This window comes from Pseudomonas sp. TTU2014-080ASC (assembly GCF_001446935.1).
GTDB lineage: Bacteria > Pseudomonadota > Gammaproteobacteria > Pseudomonadales > Pseudomonadaceae > Aquipseudomonas.
Genome location: NZ_LKKK01000012.1, coordinates 1 through 17,948 on the forward strand (window position 1 = coordinate 1; position 17,948 = coordinate 17,948).

The following is a 17,948-nucleotide window of genomic DNA, read 5'->3' on the forward strand; positions in this document are numbered from 1 at the left end:
TCTGTCAAGTGATTTGTGAAAATTTCTTTTCAACTTCAACCACTTGCGCTTTCGGTAGCTTTTCAGCATCTCGTCAGCGGGAGGCGAATTCTACAGCGTTTAAAAACCCTGTCAACCTGCCTTTTTCACCGCTTTCGATCTACCTGACCGAAGCCACCAACAGGATCAAACCACCACCCTGTCAGCCCGGCGCATTCTACTCAGCTTTCGCTGATTTGCAACCTCTAAATCAAATTAACTTATTGATTTATAAGCAATTTATCTAGAGGTCTGCGCCGAAGAAGGTGCGCATTATAGGGAGCCAACCTAGAAGATCAACCCCCAACCGCTAATCACTCAGCCTTAAGCGTAATTCGCGCGAATGATTTTTTGCCCGCCTGTACGACATGCACCGCGCCGAGACTAAAGACGAATGCACGATCAACCACTTGGCCATCAACCTTTACACTACCCGAACCCAGCAAGTCACGAGCCGCCGCTGCGTTCTTTACAAGCCCTGCCTTATTAAGAAGCGCCGAGACCGGCATATCTTCAGCCGACACAACCTCCACCTCAGGCAGATCATCCGGCAGCTCACCATCCTTCATGCGGTTACCTGCTGACTTATGCGCATTAAGCGCCGCCTCTTCACCATGGAAGCGCGCAACAATTTCTTCTGCCAGCTTGATCTTGATGTCACGCGGGTTAGCTCCCTGCTCGACATCACGCTTGAACTGATTGATCTCATCCATGGATCGGAAGCTCAGCAACTCAAAGTAACGCCACATCAGAGTATCTGGCATGGACACAAGCTTGTTGTACATCACACCTGGCGCTTCTTGGATGCCGACATAGTTCCCAAGGGACTTCGACATCTTCTTAACGCCATCCAACCCCTCCAACAGCGGCATTGTGACCACGCACTGAGAAGACTGGCCGTAGGCACGCTGCAGCTCACGCCCCATCAACAGATTGAACTTCTGATCAGTCCCACCCAGCTCTACATCAGCCTTCAGCGCCACTGAATCGTAGCCTTGTACCAGCGGATACAGGAACTCATGGATAGCGATAGGCTGATTGGATGTGTAGCGCTTATCAAAGTCATCACGCTCAAGCATGCGCGCAACGGTGTACTGAGAAGTCAGGCGAATGAAGTCCGCCGGGCCCATTTTATCCATCCAGGTGGAGTTGAATGCCACCTCAGTCTTGGCTGGATCCAGAATCTTGAATACCTGAGCTTTATACGTTTCGGCGTTTTCAAGAACCTGCTCGCGCGTCAACGGCGGACGGGTAGCACTTTTGCCACTCGGATCCCCAATCATCCCGGTGAAGTCACCAATCAGAAAGATGACCTGATGCCCCAACTCCTGAAACTGACGCAGCTTATTAATAAGCACGGTATGGCCGAGATGCAGGTCAGGCGCAGTTGGATCAAATCCAGCCTTGATTCGCAGCGGCTCGCCACGCTTCAGTTTTTCCACCAACTCAGCTTCAACGAGAACCTCTTCGGCGCCACGCTTGATCAGCGCCAACTGCTCTTCAACGGACTTCATGACAAAACTCACAACCACAAGGAAACAAAGGGGAGCAACCATACAAGATCAGAAACAAATCTCAAGGTTTGACCCGGGTCAAATCCTTGGGCTTTGCGGAACGGCAGGGTTGCTTAGCATACGATTTGGTTATATTTTATACAGTTACTGCATTTTCATCATATTGTTTATCTTTTTTTCTTTTCATTTTCACTTCCAAATTAAGTACGCAGCCTATGACCTCAACAACTAAAGCGCCGCCTATATACCCCAAAAGCCATATTCTGGCGGCCAGTGGTGTCGCCGCCCTCCTAAGCTTGGCACTGCTGGTTTTCCCGTCCCGTGAAGTAGAAGCAAAACGCACCTTTCTGAACCTTGAGCTGGATAACGGCGCTGAGTATGCCGATCAGCAAGAAGCATCCAAATCGACCGAATCCCTTGTTCTCGAGAAAGCCCCAAACCCTTTCCCTGAGACTGCAGAAGCCACCAAGCCAACCCCCGATGAAGCGGAAGTGGCTGTAGCCGAAGAAAGCACTGAACCTGACCGCGACCCACTGCATCACGCCATCAAAGTAGAAAGCGGCGATACGCTGTCGACTATTTTTGCCAAGGTCGGCCTAGGTGCAACGACACTTCACGAAGTTCTTAACAGTAGCAAAGACGCCAAATCTCTCACTCGCCTGAAAACCGGCCAGGAAATCGAATTCAAGCTGACACCCGATGGGCAGCTTGAAAGCCTGACCAGCCAACTGAGTGACCTTGAGCGCGTAACGCTGAGCAAGACCGACAAGGGCTACCAGTTCAAACGCGATCTGGCCAAACCAGAAGTGCTCAAAACCTACGCTCGCGGCGTAATCGATAGCTCGCTGTTCCGCTCAGCCCAACGCGCCGGTCTGTCGCATAATCTGACCATCGAACTGGCCAATATTTTCGGTTACGACATCGACTTTGCTATGGATATTCGCAAAGGCGACGAGTTCGAAGTGATCTACGAGAAGAAGATCGTTAACGGCAAGCAGGTCGGCACCGGCAATATCCTGTCCGCCCGCTTTACCAACCGTGGCAAGCCGTTTACAGCTGTTCGTTACACCAACCGCCAAGGCACGACCAGCTACTACAACGCGAATGGCGAAAGCATGCGTAAGGCCTTCATCCGCACTCCAGTGGATTTTGCTCGGATTAGCTCTCGCTTCTCCAATGGCCGCCGCCATCCGATTTTGAACAAGATTCGCGCCCACAAAGGGGTGGATTATGCTGCGCCACGCGGAACTCCAATCAAGGCGGCTGGTGATGGCCGCGTAATGCTTGCGGGTCGCAACGGTGGTTACGGCAATACCGTGATCATTCAGCATGGGCAACGCTACCGCACCCTCTATGCGCATATGAACGGTTTCGCCCGCGGTATCCGCAATGGGGTTAACGTCAAGCAAGGACAAATCATCGGTTATATCGGAACAACGGGCCTGTCTACCGGTCCTCACCTTCATTATGAGTTCCAGGTTAACGGTGTTCACGTTGACCCACTCAGCCAGCGCCTGCCAATGTCTGATCCGATTGCCAGCAGCGAGAAGAGCCGCTTCATGCAGTTCAGCAAACCTTTAATGGCACGCATGGACAAAGAAAAGGCCACCATGCTCGCGATGAACAATCAGCAGTAATCATGTCCCTCTACTTTGGTGTGATGTCCGGAACCAGCCTTGATGGTCTGGACATCGCGCTGATCAGACAAACTGATCAGACCGCCCTCATCGACACCCGCTACCTGCCGATGCCACAAACACTTCGTGCAGATATTCTGGCCCTTTGCTCCCCCGGTCACGATGAAATAGCTCGCGCAGCTATGGCCGAACTAACCTGGGCACAGCTGGCGGCAGAAGGCATCAATCAACTGCTTTCCGAACACCAATTGCGCCCAGAACAGATCCGAGCGATCGGCAGCCACGGGCAAACAATCCGGCACGAGCCTGCACGCGGGTTTACTGTACAGATAGCCAATTCTGCCCTGCTGGCCGAACTGACAGGCATCACCGTAGTCAGTGATTTCAGACGCCGTGATATGGCCGCTGGCGGCCAGGGTGCCCCCCTTGTCCCGGCCTTCCATGAAGCGCTCTTCGCCAGTCCGGAAAGCCCCCGAGCCATTCTCAATGTGGGCGGATTCAGTAACCTCAGCCTACTTGACCCGGCACACAGTGCTTCTGGCTTCGACTGCGGCCCAGGTAATGTGTTGATGGATGCGTGGATTCAGCGCCACAAAGGCCTGAGCTATGATCAAGGCGGACAGTGGGCTGCAGCGGGGGAAGTAGTTCCAGCGCTGCTTGAGCAAATGCTGGCTGATCCGTTCTTCCACACCAGCGGCCCGAAAAGCACAGGACGCGAGTTGTTTAATCTGGAATGGCTGGATCAACACTTGGGTAGGCTCCCAGCGCTCAAAGCAGAAGATATTCAAGCCACGCTGTTGGAACTGACCGCCATTAGTATTGTTCGCTCACTGCGCAGCGCTCAGGAACGCACTGAGCTGCTATTGGTTTGCGGCGGCGGTGCGCACAATCAGCAACTGATGCAGCGGCTTGAGCAGCTGCTGCCCGGATGCCAGGTCAGCCGCACTGATGAGCTGGGTGTCCCCGCTGACTGGGTTGAGGCCATGGCATTTGCCTGGCTGGCTCACTGCTGCCTCGACGGCATTCCAGCTAACCGCCCCAGCGTCACAGGAGCACGCGGCCTGCGCGTACTCGGCGCCATCTACCCAGCCTGAGATAAAAACAAAAACGCCGCGCTAAATGCGCGGCGTTTCAGTATCTGCATGGCCTTAGATCGAGAATGACGAACCGCAACCGCAGGTGGTGGTGGCATTTGGGTTTTTGATGACGAAACGGGAACCCTCAAGGCCTTCCTGGTAGTCAACTTCAGCACCGACCAGGTACTGAAAGCTCATTGGATCAACCACAAGGCTGACACCTTCACGCTCGACGATTGTGTCGTCTTCTGCAACATCTTCATCGAAGGTGAAACCATACTGAAATCCTGAGCATCCGCCGCCCGTAACAAACACGCGCAACTTAAGGCGCGGATTGCCCTCCTCACTAACCAGGCTCTTAACCTTGTTGGCGGCACCCTCTGTAAATAGCAAAGGGGTGGGGGTGAATGATTCAACGCTCATGCTGATTAACTCCCGGCGCTAGGGCCATACTGCGTTCTGCTTCACATTATCCGCTTACCCTAGAAAAGCGGTCAACTATTCTCCGTCTATACATTGCGGCAATTCCAACGGCCGTTCAGCACCATGCATATGACACAGATTGCCCTCAACTTGCGCGCCCATGGCCATTTCCATCACGCCATAGTGCAAATTGCCGCGAATCCTGGCCTTAGCCCCTAACTCCAAGTGCTCGCTGGCGTGAATGTCTCCCAAGACCTCTCCGTCGACGATGACATGGGGAGCGCGAATATCTCCTTCAACCCGCCCCAGGGCGCTAACACGCACCAAACCTTCAAGCGCCTGCAAGTTGCCTTTTACTGCACCATCGACCTGAACTGCTCCGTCAAAACGCATATCGCCGTGCAACTCCGCCCCCACAGCCAGCAGACTTGTTTTGCCTGCATAGCGTTGCAGGTCCGGCCCAGCTTTGCCTTTATTCCACATGGGGAATATTTACTCCTTCCTATTCCACTCAAAGGTCCGAACTATCGGCTTTTGCCCCTTGATCTCGGCCTTGATAGCGACTCGCTCAGCAACGAACCCCTCCGGTAGCTGTAATTCGGCAAACTGAGCAGCTTCAGGAATTGCCAGAAAATGCTTAAAGCCAAACTCAATCGGGTGGGGCTGTGCATCATGAATCCCCTCTGACAAGTCAGCGAGCGAGTACGTCACCGTTTTGCCATCCTGTTTTCCACTAACAGTGATCAACAGTGTCCCCTGTAAAGGTTTTTCCCCCTTACCCAGTCGGTTTAGGAGAATCTTGTAGCGGTATCGTCCAGCGGCTTCTGACGGCAATACCTCGAATGCCTTGATATTGAGCTCATCCTGGCGGCGTTCGGGCGCTACAACACCTTTGTAAAACGCAAGGTCTTGTTGCTGCTTATAGATCTGCTCTTCCAGCAGTTTGATTGTCAGACGACTTTGCTCGTTGGCCTGCTGGCTCACCTGCTCGGCGCTTTTGAGCACCGCCATCTGTTGGCGCAGCTCTTCGATTTCTTGCTCCAGATGTTGGCTCTGCTGAGTGTCAGTAACAGGCAACCCCTGCCCTTCCTGCCACTTGCTGCCAGCCCAAAAAGACAGCGGGATACAAGCCACCAGCACACCAGTCATCAGCAACCCACGCTTGCTTCGGCGCGGGTTGGTAGGCCGGACTTCCCAGCCGCTCATCAGGGCAGCAGCGCCGCGTGGCTAAGCCCCGAAAGCTCATCCAGCCCAAAGAGGATGTTCATGTTCTGCACGGCTTGACCCGAAGCCCCTTTGACCAAGTTGTCGATAACGGACAACACCACCACCAGATCACCATCTTGCGGACGATGAACAGCGATACGGCATACGTTGGCACCGCGTACGCTGCGCGTTTCCGGGTGGCTACCTGCAGGCATAACGTCAACAAACGGCTCATTGGCATAACGCTGTTCATACAGCGCCTGCAGGTCCACAGAACGATCGACAACCGTCGCATAAACCGTGGCGTGAATACCGCGAATCATTGGCGTCAGGTGCGGCACAAACGTCAGACCAACATCTTTACCAGCGGCGCGACGCAGGCCTTGACGAATTTCCGGGAGGTGACGATGGCCTTTGACGCCATAGGCCTTCATGCTTTCGCCCGCCTCGCTGAACAACGACCCCACACTGGCTCCGCGCCCCGCCCCACTGACACCGGACTTGCAGTCGGCAATCAGTTGAGTTGTGTCTGCAATTCCTGCTTCTAGCAGCGGAATCAGCGCCAGCTGCGTGGCAGTTGGATAGCAGCCTGGCACAGCAATCAGACGCGCCTGTTTGATGGCTTCACGGTTAACCTCCGGCAAGCCGTAAACAGCCTCAGGGAGCAAGTCAGGCGCGCCGTGGGGCTGAGCGTACCACTTGGCCCACTCATCGGCGTCCTGCAGGCGGAAATCGGCAGACAGATCGATCACTTTAGTGCCGGTGGCCAACAGCTCGCCGGCCAGTGCATGGGCAACGCCATGCGGAGTGGCGAAGAACACTACATCGCAAGCCCCCAGTGTCGCCACGTCAGGGACACTGAATGCAAGGTTGTCGTAATGGCCACGCAGGTTCGGGTACATCTCATCAACGCGCACGCCTGCCTCGGAGCGGGAGGTAATCACCTCAACCTGCGCTTGCGGATGCTGCGCCAGCAAACGCAGCAACTCCACACCGGTGTAGCCTGTGCCGCCGACGATACCGACCTTGATCATTGAATGCCCCTTGAGTAGCCACTGTGGAAAACCGCTGATGATAAGGCCGCAGAGGCGCTGGGCCAACTTTTACTGCCGGATGACGCCAGCATCTTGGCGCACTACTATCAACAGTCAGTCCCCATCCCGAGGTGCTTCATGCTCTACCTGTGGCTCAAGGCCCTGCATATTATTGCCGTCGTCTGCTGGTTTGCCGGCCTGTTCTACTTACCGCGCCTATTTGTCTATCACGCGATGAGCAAAGACACGGTCAGCCACGAGCGCTTTTGCATCATGGAGCGCAAGCTCTACCGCGGCATCATGTGGCCTTCGATGATTCTGACGCTGGCCATGGGTGGCTGGCTGATCAGCCTCAACTCGAGTTATTACTTCAGCCAAGGCTGGATGCACGCCAAGCTCACGCTGGTGGCTCTGCTTGTGGTTTACCAGCTCTACTGCGGTATACAGATCAAGGCGTTTGCCCAAAACAATAACCAGCGCGGCCATGTATTTTTCCGCTGGTTTAATGAAGCCCCTGTACTGGCGTTGCTGGGGATCGTCATCCTGGTTGTAGTACGCCCTTTCTGATCTCTGTAAAAGGATCACGCTATGACTCTGCCTGCTCTGCTTGAAAACCGCCTGCGTTTGCCCGTTGTTGCTGCGCCTATGTTTCTGGTGTCAGACCCTACTCTGGTGACGGCCTGTTGCAACAATGGCATCGTCGGCAGCTTCCCGGCGCTCAATCAGCGTGACAGCAATGGCTTGCGCACATGGCTTGAACAAATTCGCGCGGGCCTTGTGAAAGACGCAGCACCTTATGCCGTAAACCTCATCGTTCATGCTAGCAACCCTCGTCTGCAGGCCGATCTGAAGATTTGTGTGGAACAACAGGTTCCTATCGTCATCACCAGCCTAGGTGCGGTAAAGGATGTGGTGGATGCCGTACACAGCTATGGCGGACTGGTGTTCCACGATGTAACCACACGCCGCCATGCTGAAAAGGCAGCAGAAGCCGGGGTGGATGGATTGATTGCAGTGGGCGCTGGGGCAGGTGGCCATGCGGGGACCTGGAACCCATTTGCGCTGGTCGCCGAAATTCGCCAGTTTTTCGATAAAACCTTGCTGCTGGCAGGCTGCATTAATCATGGCCACGAAATTCTAGCCACCCAGATTCTCGGGGCGGATCTGGCTTACATGGGCACGCGTCTGATCGCCACCCAGCACAACGGAGCCGACGACGCCTACAAGCAGATGATCCTTCAAGCCAAAGCAGCCGACATCATCCACACACCGGCAGTCTCAGGCGTGCCAGCGAGCTTTATGCGCCAGAGCCTTGAGCAAGCCGGTTACGACCTGAATCAGTTGCAAAACAAAGCCGACATCAACTATGGCGAAAAACTCAAACCCATAAACGATGAAGCCAAAGCTTGGAAAACCGTGTGGTCTGCCGGCCAAGGTGTGGGCGGCATTGAAGATCTGCCATCCATTGAGGAGCTGATCAAGCGACTTGACGCTGAATACCGCACGGCCTTGCAACGCTGCCAGCAATTACGCCTTCAAGCGCAATGAATCCGGCAGACAGACTGTCACCCCGGGAGCAACCACATCCGCCGTACTTCGCAGCCCTCAATCACATGCTGCGTCAGCACGGCGGGGGGATTGCGCAGTTGATTATTGACCTCGACCGCCTGGATCAGAACGCCGCGCACCTGAGTGCGCATCTGGACAGTAGCCTGCCACTGCGTTTGGTGGCCAAGTCCCTGTCTCCACCAGCACTGCTGCAATACTTGTCGAAATCGCTCAACTGCCAACGCTTCATGGCGTTCCACCAGCCACACCTCAATCAGTTAGCTCGGGACTTTCCCCGCAGCGACATACTGCTGGGCAAACCTCTGCCTCTGGCGGCGGCCCGGCAGTTTTACCAGCAGCTGGAGGGGCCCGCTGAATTTGTCCCGGCACAACAACTGACTTGGCTCATCGACAGCCTGCCAAGGCTGTACGAGTACGCAGAACTCGCACAAGCGCTCGAGCAGCCCATGCAAATTGCCTTTGAGATCGACATCGGCCTGACTCGGGGCGGCTTCAACGCTCCCGAGCAACTGACCGCTGCGCTGACTTGGCTGCAGGACAACCCGAACCACCTAAACGTTCGCGGCCTGATGGGGTACGACGCCCATATCGCCCAAGCGCCTTTTTGGCTCGGACGCAGGCAAGCTTTTCGTAACAGTTCAGCCCGCTACAAAGCCTTTATAGAGGCAGCACAGCGCTTCCCCCAGCAATGGCCGCAACAGCCCACGCTCAATGGCGCAGGAAGCCTCACCTACCGCCTGCATACCAACGCAGAAACCGTCCTAAACGAAGTGTCGGTGGGATCTGCGCTGCTTAAGCCCAGCGACTTTGACAACGATCTGCTCAGTGAACTGCAACCGGCGCTGTGGATTGCCAGCCCCGTCCTGAAGGCGCTCCCCGGGCAACTACCGTTTATAGGCAAGACCCACGCTCTACTACAGGCCTTTAACCGAAACCGTCAACAGACCTATTACCTCTACGGCGGCCAATGGCCAGCGCAGCCCCACTCTCCAAATGGGTTACGTTATGACGACCTATTTGGTCGCAGTGCCAATCAGGAGCGCCTTACCAGTTCCCGCCGCTGTAGACTTCAGGTTGATGACTGGGTCTTTTTCCGCCCCCAGCGTTCGGAAGGTGTCTTCGAACTGTTCAATCAAATTCAACTGGTCCGCAACGGCCAGTGGGTAGACCGCTGGGACACGATTGCCAAGACTTAGTCGCACAGACACTTGTTTCGCCATCTGTCGGACAGATAGTCTAGAAATTCTCCCCCCTGACATTCACAAGGATGCCCGGCATGACAGCTACCCGATACAAGATTGTGTTCACCGGAGATGTGCTGCCGGGTCACGACCTGAACACCGTCAAAGATAATCTGGCCAAACTGTTTAAAAGCGACGTCAATCGCATCAATGCCCTATTTAAAGGAACTAACGTCGATATCAAGCGCGACCTGAGCGAAGCCGAAGCCAAGCAGTACTTCAACGCACTGCAAAAAGCAGGCGCAGAGGTGAAGATCGAGCACGACCTCAGCGCCAGCCTCACACTGGTTGAGACTGAGGATCATCCGACCGCCACAACGCAGACTGGCACCGCACATGACAGCCAGATGACCTGCCCAAAGTGCGGACACGTGCAGCCTAAGAACAGCGAATGCTCTGCGTGCGGCATCATCATCGAGAAATATCTGGCCCGTCAGGAAGAAGTTGCCCAGTCCACCCCAGCGATGGCCATGCAACCGACAACGCCCTACGCGCCGCCAAAATCAGCAGTGAGCGAAAATCTGCCCGCAGTAGGCACGCTAAAGGTGTTTACCACCGACGGTCGTATTGGCCGCCTGCGCTACCTGGCGTGGTCTCTGGTGATGACGCTGGTATTCATTCCTGCCATTGCTATCTTCGCGGTTGCTCTCGGAGCGGGTGATAGTTCCGGAATACTCTCCATTATTGCCGGGGTGATCGGCGTAGCCGCGCTTGCAGTGGTCTCAATCATGATCGGTGTCCAGCGCGTACATGACATTGGCTGGTCAGGCTGGATGATTTTGCTCACCTTCGTCCCGGCCATTGGCACAGTGTTTACTCTGTTGATGCTCCTTATGCCCGGCAGCACTGAGGCAAATCGCTACGGCCCTCCACCGCCACCAAACAGCACGGCAGTCAAAGTACTGGCCTCGCTCTGGTTGGTGCTGATTGTCGGCGGCCTGCTGCTGGCGATCCTGGTGCCGAGCTACATGGCCTTTCTTGAAAACTCAATGAAATAAGCCTGAGCAGTTGCTGTCGCAGACAGGCACAATAGCGCCGCTGCGACAGCCAGGCCCACAGCCTCGCCCCACTGCCCGTCCACCTAAGGTGCAGTGAACAGCTATCGTATTCTTAGCTTATGCAACTGACGGGACTGCCCTCGGAGAATCTAATGGCGCACTTTGCACTTATCACTGGTGCTTCAAGTGGGATCGGTCTGGCCTTGGCAGAAGCTCTGGCCCGGCGTGGCCGTAATCTGATCCTGGTCGCCCGCCAGCGTGACGCGCTGGAAAGCATCGCCTGCGAGCTGAGTCAGCGCTTTTCAGTGCAGGTACTATTCCGCGTCTGCGACCTAAGCCAACCTCTGCAAGTCACTGGTCTGCTGCTTGAACTGGAGCAAGGCGCACACCGTATTGATCTGCTGATCAACAACGCAGGTATTGGCACATCAGGCAGTTTTGTCAGCCAAGACTGGATGCAGGAACAGCAACTAATTGAGCTGAATGTACTGGCACTAGCAAGGCTGTCTCACGCCTTGGGCGGGATCATGGCCGGACAAGGCCACGGACAGATTCTCAACGTAGCCTCCGTTGCCGCATTTCAACCAGGCCCGGGCATGACCAACTATTTCGCAAGCAAAGCCTATGTATTGAGCTTCTCCGAAGGTTTGCGCGAAGATCTGAAACCCTATGGCGTCAAAGTATCCGTACTTTGTCCCGGCCCAACCCAGAGTGCATTTTTTCGCACAGCCCGAGTGAGCATGAAAGGGCTGCAAGACAGCAAACTAATGATGAGCCCCGAAGAAGTAGCGCTGATCACCGTTAAGGCTCTGGACAAGAACCAAGCCATCATCATTCCTGGCTGGCGCAACCGCTTACTGACACTTGCCCCACGCTTACTGCCACGGGCACTTGTGCGCGTGTTCAGCGGCAAAATCAATCGGCGCTTTATCAAACAGTCCTAAACGCCTGAGGATTACCTCCTGGCCACTTTCGCCCACTCCCAGCAGACAGTCCCACGCGTAAGGACTAGGCTGATCCTGATCAAACCCGTGGCCGGTGATTGAGGTAAACTGGCCGCCTTGTTATCGCCGGAGGTCCTTATGGCCAGCGAACGCCACTTTTCCCCAGTTGACCGCCTGCTGCTACAGGCTGATACCGCGCTTCGAACTCTGCTGCCATTTAGCGGCCAACCAACCCGCCCGTCCCCGGCCATCGTTCAGCCGGAAGCAGAGCTTGATAGCAAACAGACACGCCACATCGCTGGGCTGATGCGGATCAACCACACAGGCGAAGTCTGCGCTCAAGCGCTGTATCAAGGTCAGGCCCTGACCGCAAAGCTGCCGGCCATCCGCAGTGCGATGGAACATGCTGCTGAAGAAGAGATCGACCATCTGGCCTGGTGCGAGCAGCGCATCCGCCAACTGGGCAGCCACCCAAGCGTGCTAAACCCGCTGTTTTATGGCCTGTCATTTGGTATCGGTGCCGCCGCGGGCCTGATTAGTGACAAGGTCAGCTTGGGCTTCGTGGCCGCTACGGAAGATCAGGTGGTGAAACACCTAGACGAGCATTTGGAGCAAATCCCACAGGAAGACCAAAAGTCCCGCGCGATCCTGGAGCAAATGAAGGTCGACGAGCAACAACATTCAACCAATGCGCTTGAAGCCGGCGGCCTGCGCTTTCCAGCTCCGGTGAAATTTGGCATGAGTCTGTTGGCCAAAGTCATGACCAGTAGCACTTACCGAATATAGGACCAAAGTAACAAAAAGCGCCCATCAGGGCGCTTTTTGTTAGTAATTTGTCAATATCAGTGTCAATCACCCAGCTCTACAATTTCGTAACTATGGGTGATTTCAACACCGGCGCGTCCAAGCATAATGGATGCCGAACAATACTTTTCTGCAGACAGATCCACCGCCCGCTTGACCTGCGCTTCCTTCAAGCTGCGGCCCTTAACAACAAAATGCAGATGAATTTTGGTGAATACCTTAGGCTCCTGTTCAGCACGTTCGGCCTCAAGGAATGCTTCACAACTCTCAACTGCCTGGCGTGATTTTTTCAGGATGCTGACAACATCAAAATTGCTGCAACCACCCAGTCCTATCAGCACCATTTCCATGGGACGGACGCCTAGGTTCCGGCCACCACTTTCAGGAGGGCCATCCATTACTACAGCGTGGCCGCTACCCGATTCGCCTATAAACAGGGCCTCACCCGCCCACTGAATACGCGCTTTCATCTTTCCGGCTCCGCTGTTTTAAAAAGGAGAAATCTTAGCACAGCACTTTTGAAAAAATTCCAACGGTCAATTCAGCATCAAGATGTTAGCTAGGTCGCAATTCCACCTCTGACGCGGAGGTGTTCACTTAAGCTCAGAACAGATTGCTGGCACACTTGGCCGTATAACAACTAGAACGACTACCGCTTGCGGTAATAATTTTTATAAATTCGGGATTCGGGCATGGTAGCTATTACCCTCACACCTAAAATCAAAAATCTCGACAAGCTACTCGCTCACAGTCATCGCCGCCGCTACACCGCAAAGAGCACCATTATTTACGCCGGCGACCGTAGCGAAACGCTGTTCTTTATCATCAAGGGTTCAGTAACCATTCTGATCGAAGATGATGACGGTCGGGAAATGATCATCGCGTACCTCAATGCAGGCGACTTCTTCGGGGAGATGGGTCTGTTTGAAAAAGAAGGTACGGAAAAAGAACGCAGCGCCTGGGTGCGCGCAAAAACCGAGTGCGAAGTTGGTGAACTGAGTTACACAAAATTCCGTGAACTGACTCAGCAAGATCCGGACATTCTGTATGCACTTGGCAGCCAAATGGCAGAGCGCCTGCGCAACACCACGCGCAAAGTCGGCGATCTGGCCTTCCTCGACGTAACCGGGCGCGTTGCCCGCACACTGCTTGACCTGTGCAAACAGCCTGATGCCATGACGCATCCTGATGGCATGCAGATCAAGATTACCCGTCAGGAAATCGGCCGCATCGTAGGCTGTTCGCGGGAAATGGTCGGACGTGTACTGAAATCCCTCGAAGAACAGGGTTTGGTACATGTAAAAGGCAAAACCATGGTGGTGTTCGGGACCCGTTGATAAATATCAGACATTAAAAAGCCGACCAGGATGGTCGGCTTTTTTTTGCCCTTTGGAGATCAATCCAAGTCAGGAACATTGACAGCCCGGTGATGTTCCGGGAAGAACAGCCGCTCTAACTCAGCCCCTGGGTTTTCAGCCCGCATGAAGGCCTCACCGACGAGGAAAGCATAAACGTCGTTGATCTGCATCAGCTCAACATCAGCACGGTTGAGGATACCACTCTCGGTCACCACCAGACGGTCACGGGGCACCCGTGGCAGCAGGTCGAGCGTGGTATCAAGGCTCAGTTCAAAGGTGTGCAGGTTACGATTGTTGATGCCAAGCAGAGGCGTATCCAGTGTATTGAGCGCTCGATCAAGCTCGTTGCCATCATGCACTTCAACCAACACATCCAGATTGAATGCTTTGGCAGTGGCTGCCAACTCAGCCATTTGCGAATCCTCAAGGGCCGCAACGATCAGCAACACGCAGTCTGCGCCCAATGCCCGAGCTTCAACGATCTGGTAAGGATCAATCATGAAGTCCTTGCGGATAACCGGTAGCGAACAAGCACTGCGCGCTTCTTGCAGGTAGCGGTCGGAGCCCTGAAAGAAGTCAATGTCGGTGAGTACCGACAGGCAAGTTGCACCACCGGCCTCGTAGCTCTTGGCGATCTCAGCAGGGACAAAGTCTTCACGCAGAATGCCTTTGCTTGGCGATGCTTTCTTTACCTCAGCAATGACCGCCGGTTTTTTGCTATGCGCTTGGTTAATCAGCGCCTGAGCAAAACCACGGGCCGGATCAGCAGCGTTTGCCTGTTGCTCCAGCTCGCCAAGACTGACAACGGCACGACGGGCAGCAACTTCTTCTGCCTTACGCGCCAGAATCTTTTCCAGAACGGTTGGAATACTCACCCGGCGTTCTCCTCTTTGAATACACAAGTAAAGGACGCCAGCTCAGTCAGCTTTTCCCAGGCCAGGCCGGTGTGCAACGCATCGTGCGCCAAGGCCACGCCCTCTTTCAGCGAGCTGGCAATATCAGCAGCATACAGAGCAGCGCCAGCATTAAGCACTATCATATCTGCCCCCTTCTGCCCGGCCTCGGTTTTACGGCGAGTCAGCGCATCGCGGATCAGCGCCAGCGACGCCTCGGAGCTGTCCACAGACAGGCCGACCAAACTCTGGCTCTTCAGACCTACGTCCTCCGGCAACACTTCGTACTCAGTGATTTCACCGTTCTTCAGCTCGGCTACGTAGGTGGCAGACGCTAGGCTGAACTCATCCAGACCATCACGGGAATGAACAACAAGAATATGTTTGCTGCCCAGACGCTTGAGTACCTCGGCCAGCGGCCGGCACAGCGCTTGATTGAATACCCCGACAACCTGATGTTGCACGCCTGCAGGATTGGTCAGCGGGCCAAGCATGTTGAAAATCGTGCGCAGGCCCAGATCACGACGCGGAACGGCAGCATGTTTCATCGCCGAATGATGAACCTGAGCAAACATAAAACCTACGCCGACATTCTCGATGCAGCGTTTAACCTGCTCAGCATTGAGGTTCAGATACACACCAGCGGCTTCCAGCAGATCAGCACTGCCACTTTTGCCGGACACGGCCCTGTTGCCGTGTTTCGCCACTTTGCCGCCAGCAGCCGCAACCACGAAGCTCGCGGCAGTCGAGACGTTGAAGATATTCGCGCCGTCGCCGCCAGTCCCCACCACATCTACCACGTTTGCGAGACTGGACAGCTCGACCTTGCTGGCGAGCTCACGCATGACAGAAACCGCGCCAACGATTTCATCAATCGTCTCGCTCTTCATACGCATGCCCATCAGGAACGCGCCGATCTGAGCATCAGTGCATTGGCCGGTCATGATTTCGCGCATCACGCTTTGCATTTCTTCGGTGGTCAGATCCAGCTGGTTAACCACACGGTTCAGGGCTTGCTTGATATCCATCAGCGCACGCCTCCTTGTTGTTTGAGGAAGTTGGCAAAAAGTTCGTGACCTTGCTCGGTCAGGATCGACTCAGGGTGAAACTGAACGCCCTCGATATTAAGGGTCTTGTGGCGCAGGCCCATGATTTCATCTACCGAACCGTCGTCATGCTGGGTCCAAGCAGTGATCTCCAGGCAATCCGGCAGAGTCTCGCGCTTGACGACCAGTGAGTGGTAGCGGGTTACGGTCAGCGGGTTGTTCAGGCCGGCAAAAACGCCTTGATCATGGTGGAAAACCGGGCTGGTTTTGCCGTGCATAGCCTGACGCGCACGTACCACATCACCACCAAAGGCCTGACCGATACTCTGATGCCCAAGGCAAACACCCAGAATTGGCAACTTGCCGGCGAAATGCAGGATGGACTCGATGGAAACACCCGCCTCGGTTGGCGTGCAAGGGCCAGGAGATACAACAATACGCTCGGGTTTCAGCGCCTCGATTTCAGCGATGGTTAGTTCGTCGTTGCGAATGACATGAACATCAGCGCCCAGCTCACCGAGATACTGCACGACGTTGTAGGTAAAGGAGTCGTAGTTATCGATCATTAACAGCATATCAATCCCAACCTTTTGTTCTTAAGGCCAATTAGGGCAGTAAACAGATTAGAGCAGCGCTTGGCGCCAGAGACGGAAACAGGCCATCGCTCCGCCCGCCATGAGCCTGGCAGCGAACAATACATCTGGGGGAGTAATGAGATCATGTGGCCTTCTCCTAGGGGTTGGAGCCGCCACACCGGTGAGCTATGTAAATCCTGAAACCTGCTTGCCGATGATGGCGGCAGGGTTGGGTTTTGAACCGCAACGACGCGCCGCTTCCTATTGGAAGCGCCACCACAGATTTACACTGAGCGTCACGGTTGAGGTCATGTTACCTAGCCTGAGAGTTGTAGGCGCAGCATTTGCCGCGCCTAGAGATGACTGGATTGTAACGCCCATCGACAAAGCAAGTCGATGGCTTTTTCCCCTAGCTGGAAATCTCGATTGCAACGCTCAAACTCGCCACATACGCCGCAATGCGCTTACAGGCTTCGCTCAACGCCTCGTCGCCCACAGTAAATGACAGGCGCACAAACCCCCGGCAACTGGCACCGAAGGCTTCAGCATCCAGTACCGATACGCCACCATGCTCGAACAGGCCCCAGGCAAACTGCTGACTGGTGAGACCAGTGCCGCGGATATCCAGCAACATGAACATGCCAGCCTCCGGGATTTTGCAGCGCAGCAGCGGAACATCCGCCAGACCTTGCACGACCAAGCCGCGACGGCGACGGAACAGGGCACGCGCTTTGCTGACAATCTGCTCGTCCAACTCCAACGCTTTAAGTGCTGCACTCTGAATAAACCCCGGCAGGCCATAGAGCATGCACAACAGCAGATTATCCAGATGGCCGATCAGCGTTTTTGGACCGGCGACCCAGCCAACACGCCAGCCAGTCATGGCATGGGATTTCGACAAGCTGTTGATCAGTACCGTGCGCTCGGCCATACCCGGCAGTGCCGCGATGCTGTGGTGCGGCTGTTCGTAGGTCAGCTGTCCGTAGACCTCATCGGACAGCACCCACAAGTCGTGTTCCTGCGCCAGTGCTGCAACAGCAGCCAGTTCAGCTGCGTTATAAATGTTGCCTGTTGGGTTATTCGGCGTAGCCAGGGCAATGCCGCGAGTTCGCGGTGTTACCAGCTCAGCCAGAGCCTCTGCCGTCAGGCGAAAATCCCCCGAGCTGGGCTGCGGGATCGGTATTAAGGTGGCGCCACTTGCCTGAATGCTGGCGGAATAGGTGAGGTACATCGGTTCCGGCACCAGCACTTCATCCCCCGCCTCGAACAGGCACATGGCCGTGGCGTACAAGCCATTCTGTGCCCCGGCCACCAGCGTGACGTGCTCAGCCGTCAGGGGAATGCCGGCGAGGCGTTGCTGCTTGGCCGCAATAGCCTCGCGCAATTCCAGTCGCCCCGTGACCGGCGTGTAATGCGTATCACCGTCAATCAAACCGCGGATCGCAGCCTCGCAGATGTCGGCATCGGTAGCAAAGTCCGGGTCACCGATGCTGAGCACGATCACATCTTCGCCACGGGCTTGCGCGGCGCAGGCGGCGTAGTGAATGTCCCAGGCGCTGACACTTTCGCCAGCGATACGTTCTACCAGAGAGGAATACTGCATGACGATCTC

At 55.2% G+C, this 17,948-nt stretch carries 19 protein-coding genes and 1 pseudogene; 10 read left to right on the top strand and 10 right to left on the bottom strand.

Translation table 11 applies throughout. The features are described 5' to 3' along the window. Positions 1-266: pseudogene (locus AO726_RS21335) on the top strand (hypothetical protein); the annotation flags it as partial. A 66-nt stretch (positions 267-332) separates the two neighbouring features. On the opposite strand, the gene tyrS reads toward AO726_RS21335, so the two are convergent. Then, positions 333-1,532, bottom strand: coding sequence for a tyrosine--tRNA ligase (gene tyrS / locus AO726_RS14705; protein WP_058068857.1), 1,200 nt, complete (start codon positions 1,530-1,532; stop codon positions 333-335). A gap of 215 nt (positions 1,533-1,747) precedes the next feature. Between tyrS and AO726_RS14715 the strand changes: the two genes are divergently transcribed. Continuing rightward, on the top strand, positions 1,748-3,169 hold the full coding sequence (locus AO726_RS14715) for a peptidoglycan DD-metalloendopeptidase family protein (RefSeq protein WP_058068859.1): 1,422 nt from the start codon (positions 1,748-1,750) through the stop codon (positions 3,167-3,169). Between the two features lie 2 nt (positions 3,170-3,171). Further along, the gene (locus tag AO726_RS14720; RefSeq protein ID WP_058068860.1) at positions 3,172-4,263 is read left to right on the top strand and encodes an anhydro-N-acetylmuramic acid kinase; all 1,092 of its coding nucleotides are present in this window, start codon (positions 3,172-3,174) and stop codon (positions 4,261-4,263) included. Positions 4,264-4,317: 54 nt separating this feature from the next. On the opposite strand, the gene erpA is transcribed toward AO726_RS14720, so the two are convergent. The 4 genes from erpA to argC form a co-directional block, all read right to left on the bottom strand. Beyond that, entirely contained in the window at positions 4,318-4,668 is a 351-nt protein-coding gene (erpA, locus tag AO726_RS14725; RefSeq protein WP_058068861.1) for an iron-sulfur cluster insertion protein ErpA, read from the bottom strand. A gap of 75 nt (positions 4,669-4,743) precedes the next feature. Next, the gene (locus AO726_RS14730; RefSeq protein WP_058068862.1) at positions 4,744-5,151 is read right to left on the bottom strand and encodes a bactofilin family protein; all 408 of its coding nucleotides are present in this window, start codon (positions 5,149-5,151) and stop codon (positions 4,744-4,746) included. A 9-nt stretch (positions 5,152-5,160) separates the two neighbouring features. After that, positions 5,161-5,874: a DUF6776 family protein gene (locus AO726_RS14735; protein WP_058068863.1), complete on the bottom strand. Its 714-nt coding sequence runs from the start codon at positions 5,872-5,874 to the stop codon at positions 5,161-5,163. Beyond that, positions 5,874-6,908, bottom strand: a complete 1,035-nt coding sequence (gene argC / locus AO726_RS14740; RefSeq protein WP_058068864.1) for an N-acetyl-gamma-glutamyl-phosphate reductase — start codon at positions 6,906-6,908, stop codon at positions 5,874-5,876. The genes AO726_RS14735 and argC overlap by 1 nt, the downstream gene beginning before the upstream one ends. A 138-nt stretch (positions 6,909-7,046) precedes the next feature. Here argC and hemJ point away from each other — a divergent pair, with 138 nt between their 5' ends. The 6 genes from hemJ to coq7 all read left to right on the top strand — a co-directional run bounded on the left by hemJ (position 7,047) and on the right by coq7 (position 12,446). After that, a complete protein-coding gene (gene hemJ, locus AO726_RS14745) occupies positions 7,047-7,475 on the top strand; it encodes a protoporphyrinogen oxidase HemJ (protein ID WP_058068865.1) in 429 nt (142 codons plus the stop codon). 21 nt (positions 7,476-7,496) lie between these two features. Further along, on the top strand, positions 7,497-8,456 hold the full coding sequence (locus tag AO726_RS14750; RefSeq protein ID WP_058068866.1) for an NAD(P)H-dependent flavin oxidoreductase: 960 nt from the start codon (positions 7,497-7,499) through the stop codon (positions 8,454-8,456). Between the two features lie 65 nt (positions 8,457-8,521). Continuing rightward, entirely contained in the window at positions 8,522-9,673 is a 1,152-nt protein-coding gene (locus AO726_RS14755; RefSeq protein ID WP_241492128.1) for an alanine racemase, read from the top strand. A gap of 80 nt (positions 9,674-9,753) precedes the next feature. Continuing rightward, complete coding sequence (locus tag AO726_RS14760; protein WP_058068868.1) at positions 9,754-10,716, top strand: DUF805 domain-containing protein; 963 nt, start codon at positions 9,754-9,756, stop codon at positions 10,714-10,716. A gap of 152 nt (positions 10,717-10,868) precedes the next feature. Continuing rightward, positions 10,869-11,660: an SDR family NAD(P)-dependent oxidoreductase gene (locus AO726_RS14765; RefSeq protein ID WP_058068869.1), complete on the top strand. Its 792-nt coding sequence runs from the start codon at positions 10,869-10,871 to the stop codon at positions 11,658-11,660. 138 nt (positions 11,661-11,798) lie between these two features. Next, entirely contained in the window at positions 11,799-12,446 is a 648-nt protein-coding gene (gene coq7 / locus AO726_RS14770) for a 2-polyprenyl-3-methyl-6-methoxy-1,4-benzoquinone monooxygenase (protein ID WP_058068870.1), read from the top strand. Positions 12,447-12,508: 62 nt separating this feature from the next. On the opposite strand, the gene AO726_RS14775 is transcribed toward coq7, so the two are convergent. Then, the gene (locus AO726_RS14775; protein WP_058068871.1) at positions 12,509-12,934 is read right to left on the bottom strand and encodes an OsmC family protein; all 426 of its coding nucleotides are present in this window, start codon (positions 12,932-12,934) and stop codon (positions 12,509-12,511) included. Positions 12,935-13,156: 222 nt separating this feature from the next. On the opposite strand from AO726_RS14775, the gene crp reads away from it, so the two are divergent. Continuing rightward, positions 13,157-13,801: a cAMP-activated global transcriptional regulator CRP gene (crp, locus tag AO726_RS14780; RefSeq protein ID WP_058068872.1), complete on the top strand. Its 645-nt coding sequence runs from the start codon at positions 13,157-13,159 to the stop codon at positions 13,799-13,801. Positions 13,802-13,860: 59 nt separating this feature from the next. Here crp and trpC read toward each other — a convergent pair whose 3' ends face one another. The 4 genes from trpC to AO726_RS14800 form a co-directional block, all read right to left on the bottom strand. Continuing rightward, positions 13,861-14,697 (bottom strand): indole-3-glycerol phosphate synthase TrpC, encoded by an 837-nt coding sequence (gene trpC, locus AO726_RS14785; protein ID WP_058068873.1) that lies wholly within the window; start codon positions 14,695-14,697, stop codon positions 13,861-13,863. After that, the gene (gene trpD / locus AO726_RS14790) at positions 14,694-15,743 is read right to left on the bottom strand and encodes an anthranilate phosphoribosyltransferase (protein ID WP_058068874.1); all 1,050 of its coding nucleotides are present in this window, start codon (positions 15,741-15,743) and stop codon (positions 14,694-14,696) included. The genes trpC and trpD overlap by 4 nt, the downstream gene beginning before the upstream one ends. Continuing rightward, the gene (locus tag AO726_RS14795; RefSeq protein ID WP_058068875.1) at positions 15,743-16,336 is read right to left on the bottom strand and encodes an aminodeoxychorismate/anthranilate synthase component II; all 594 of its coding nucleotides are present in this window, start codon (positions 16,334-16,336) and stop codon (positions 15,743-15,745) included. The genes trpD and AO726_RS14795 overlap by 1 nt, the downstream gene beginning before the upstream one ends. Before the next feature lie 409 nt (positions 16,337-16,745). Then, complete coding sequence (locus AO726_RS14800) at positions 16,746-17,939, bottom strand: pyridoxal phosphate-dependent aminotransferase (RefSeq protein ID WP_058068876.1); 1,194 nt, start codon at positions 17,937-17,939, stop codon at positions 16,746-16,748. Positions 17,940-17,948 lie beyond the last annotated feature (9 nt).

Coding starts and splice junctions, on each gene's coding strand:
- AO726_RS14720 (WP_058068860.1), top strand. CDS start 3,172: ATGTCCCTCTACTTTGGTGTGATGTCCGGAACCAGCCTTGATGGTCTG.
- tyrS (WP_058068857.1), bottom strand. CDS start 1,532: ATGAAGTCCGTTGAAGAGCAGTTGGCGCTGATCAAGCGTGGCGCCGAA.
- AO726_RS14755 (WP_241492128.1), top strand. CDS start 8,522: ATGCTGCGTCAGCACGGCGGGGGGATTGCGCAGTTGATTATTGACCTC.
- AO726_RS14760 (WP_058068868.1), top strand. CDS start 9,754: ATGACAGCTACCCGATACAAGATTGTGTTCACCGGAGATGTGCTGCCG.
- AO726_RS14775 (WP_058068871.1), bottom strand. CDS start 12,934: ATGAAAGCGCGTATTCAGTGGGCGGGTGAGGCCCTGTTTATAGGCGAA.
- AO726_RS14735 (WP_058068863.1), bottom strand. CDS start 5,874: ATGAGCGGCTGGGAAGTCCGGCCTACCAACCCGCGCCGAAGCAAGCGT.
- crp (WP_058068872.1), top strand. CDS start 13,157: ATGGTAGCTATTACCCTCACACCTAAAATCAAAAATCTCGACAAGCTA.
- argC (WP_058068864.1), bottom strand. CDS start 6,908: ATGATCAAGGTCGGTATCGTCGGCGGCACAGGCTACACCGGTGTGGAG.
- erpA (WP_058068861.1), bottom strand. CDS start 4,668: ATGAGCGTTGAATCATTCACCCCCACCCCTTTGCTATTTACAGAGGGT.
- coq7 (WP_058068870.1), top strand. CDS start 11,799: ATGGCCAGCGAACGCCACTTTTCCCCAGTTGACCGCCTGCTGCTACAG.
- AO726_RS14765 (WP_058068869.1), top strand. CDS start 10,869: ATGGCGCACTTTGCACTTATCACTGGTGCTTCAAGTGGGATCGGTCTG.
- AO726_RS14795 (WP_058068875.1), bottom strand. CDS start 16,336: ATGCTGTTAATGATCGATAACTACGACTCCTTTACCTACAACGTCGTG.
- AO726_RS14750 (WP_058068866.1), top strand. CDS start 7,497: ATGACTCTGCCTGCTCTGCTTGAAAACCGCCTGCGTTTGCCCGTTGTT.
- trpD (WP_058068874.1), bottom strand. CDS start 15,743: ATGGATATCAAGCAAGCCCTGAACCGTGTGGTTAACCAGCTGGATCTG.
- AO726_RS14715 (WP_058068859.1), top strand. CDS start 1,748: ATGACCTCAACAACTAAAGCGCCGCCTATATACCCCAAAAGCCATATT.
- hemJ (WP_058068865.1), top strand. CDS start 7,047: ATGCTCTACCTGTGGCTCAAGGCCCTGCATATTATTGCCGTCGTCTGC.
- AO726_RS14730 (WP_058068862.1), bottom strand. CDS start 5,151: ATGTGGAATAAAGGCAAAGCTGGGCCGGACCTGCAACGCTATGCAGGC.
- AO726_RS14800 (WP_058068876.1), bottom strand. CDS start 17,939: ATGCAGTATTCCTCTCTGGTAGAACGTATCGCTGGCGAAAGTGTCAGC.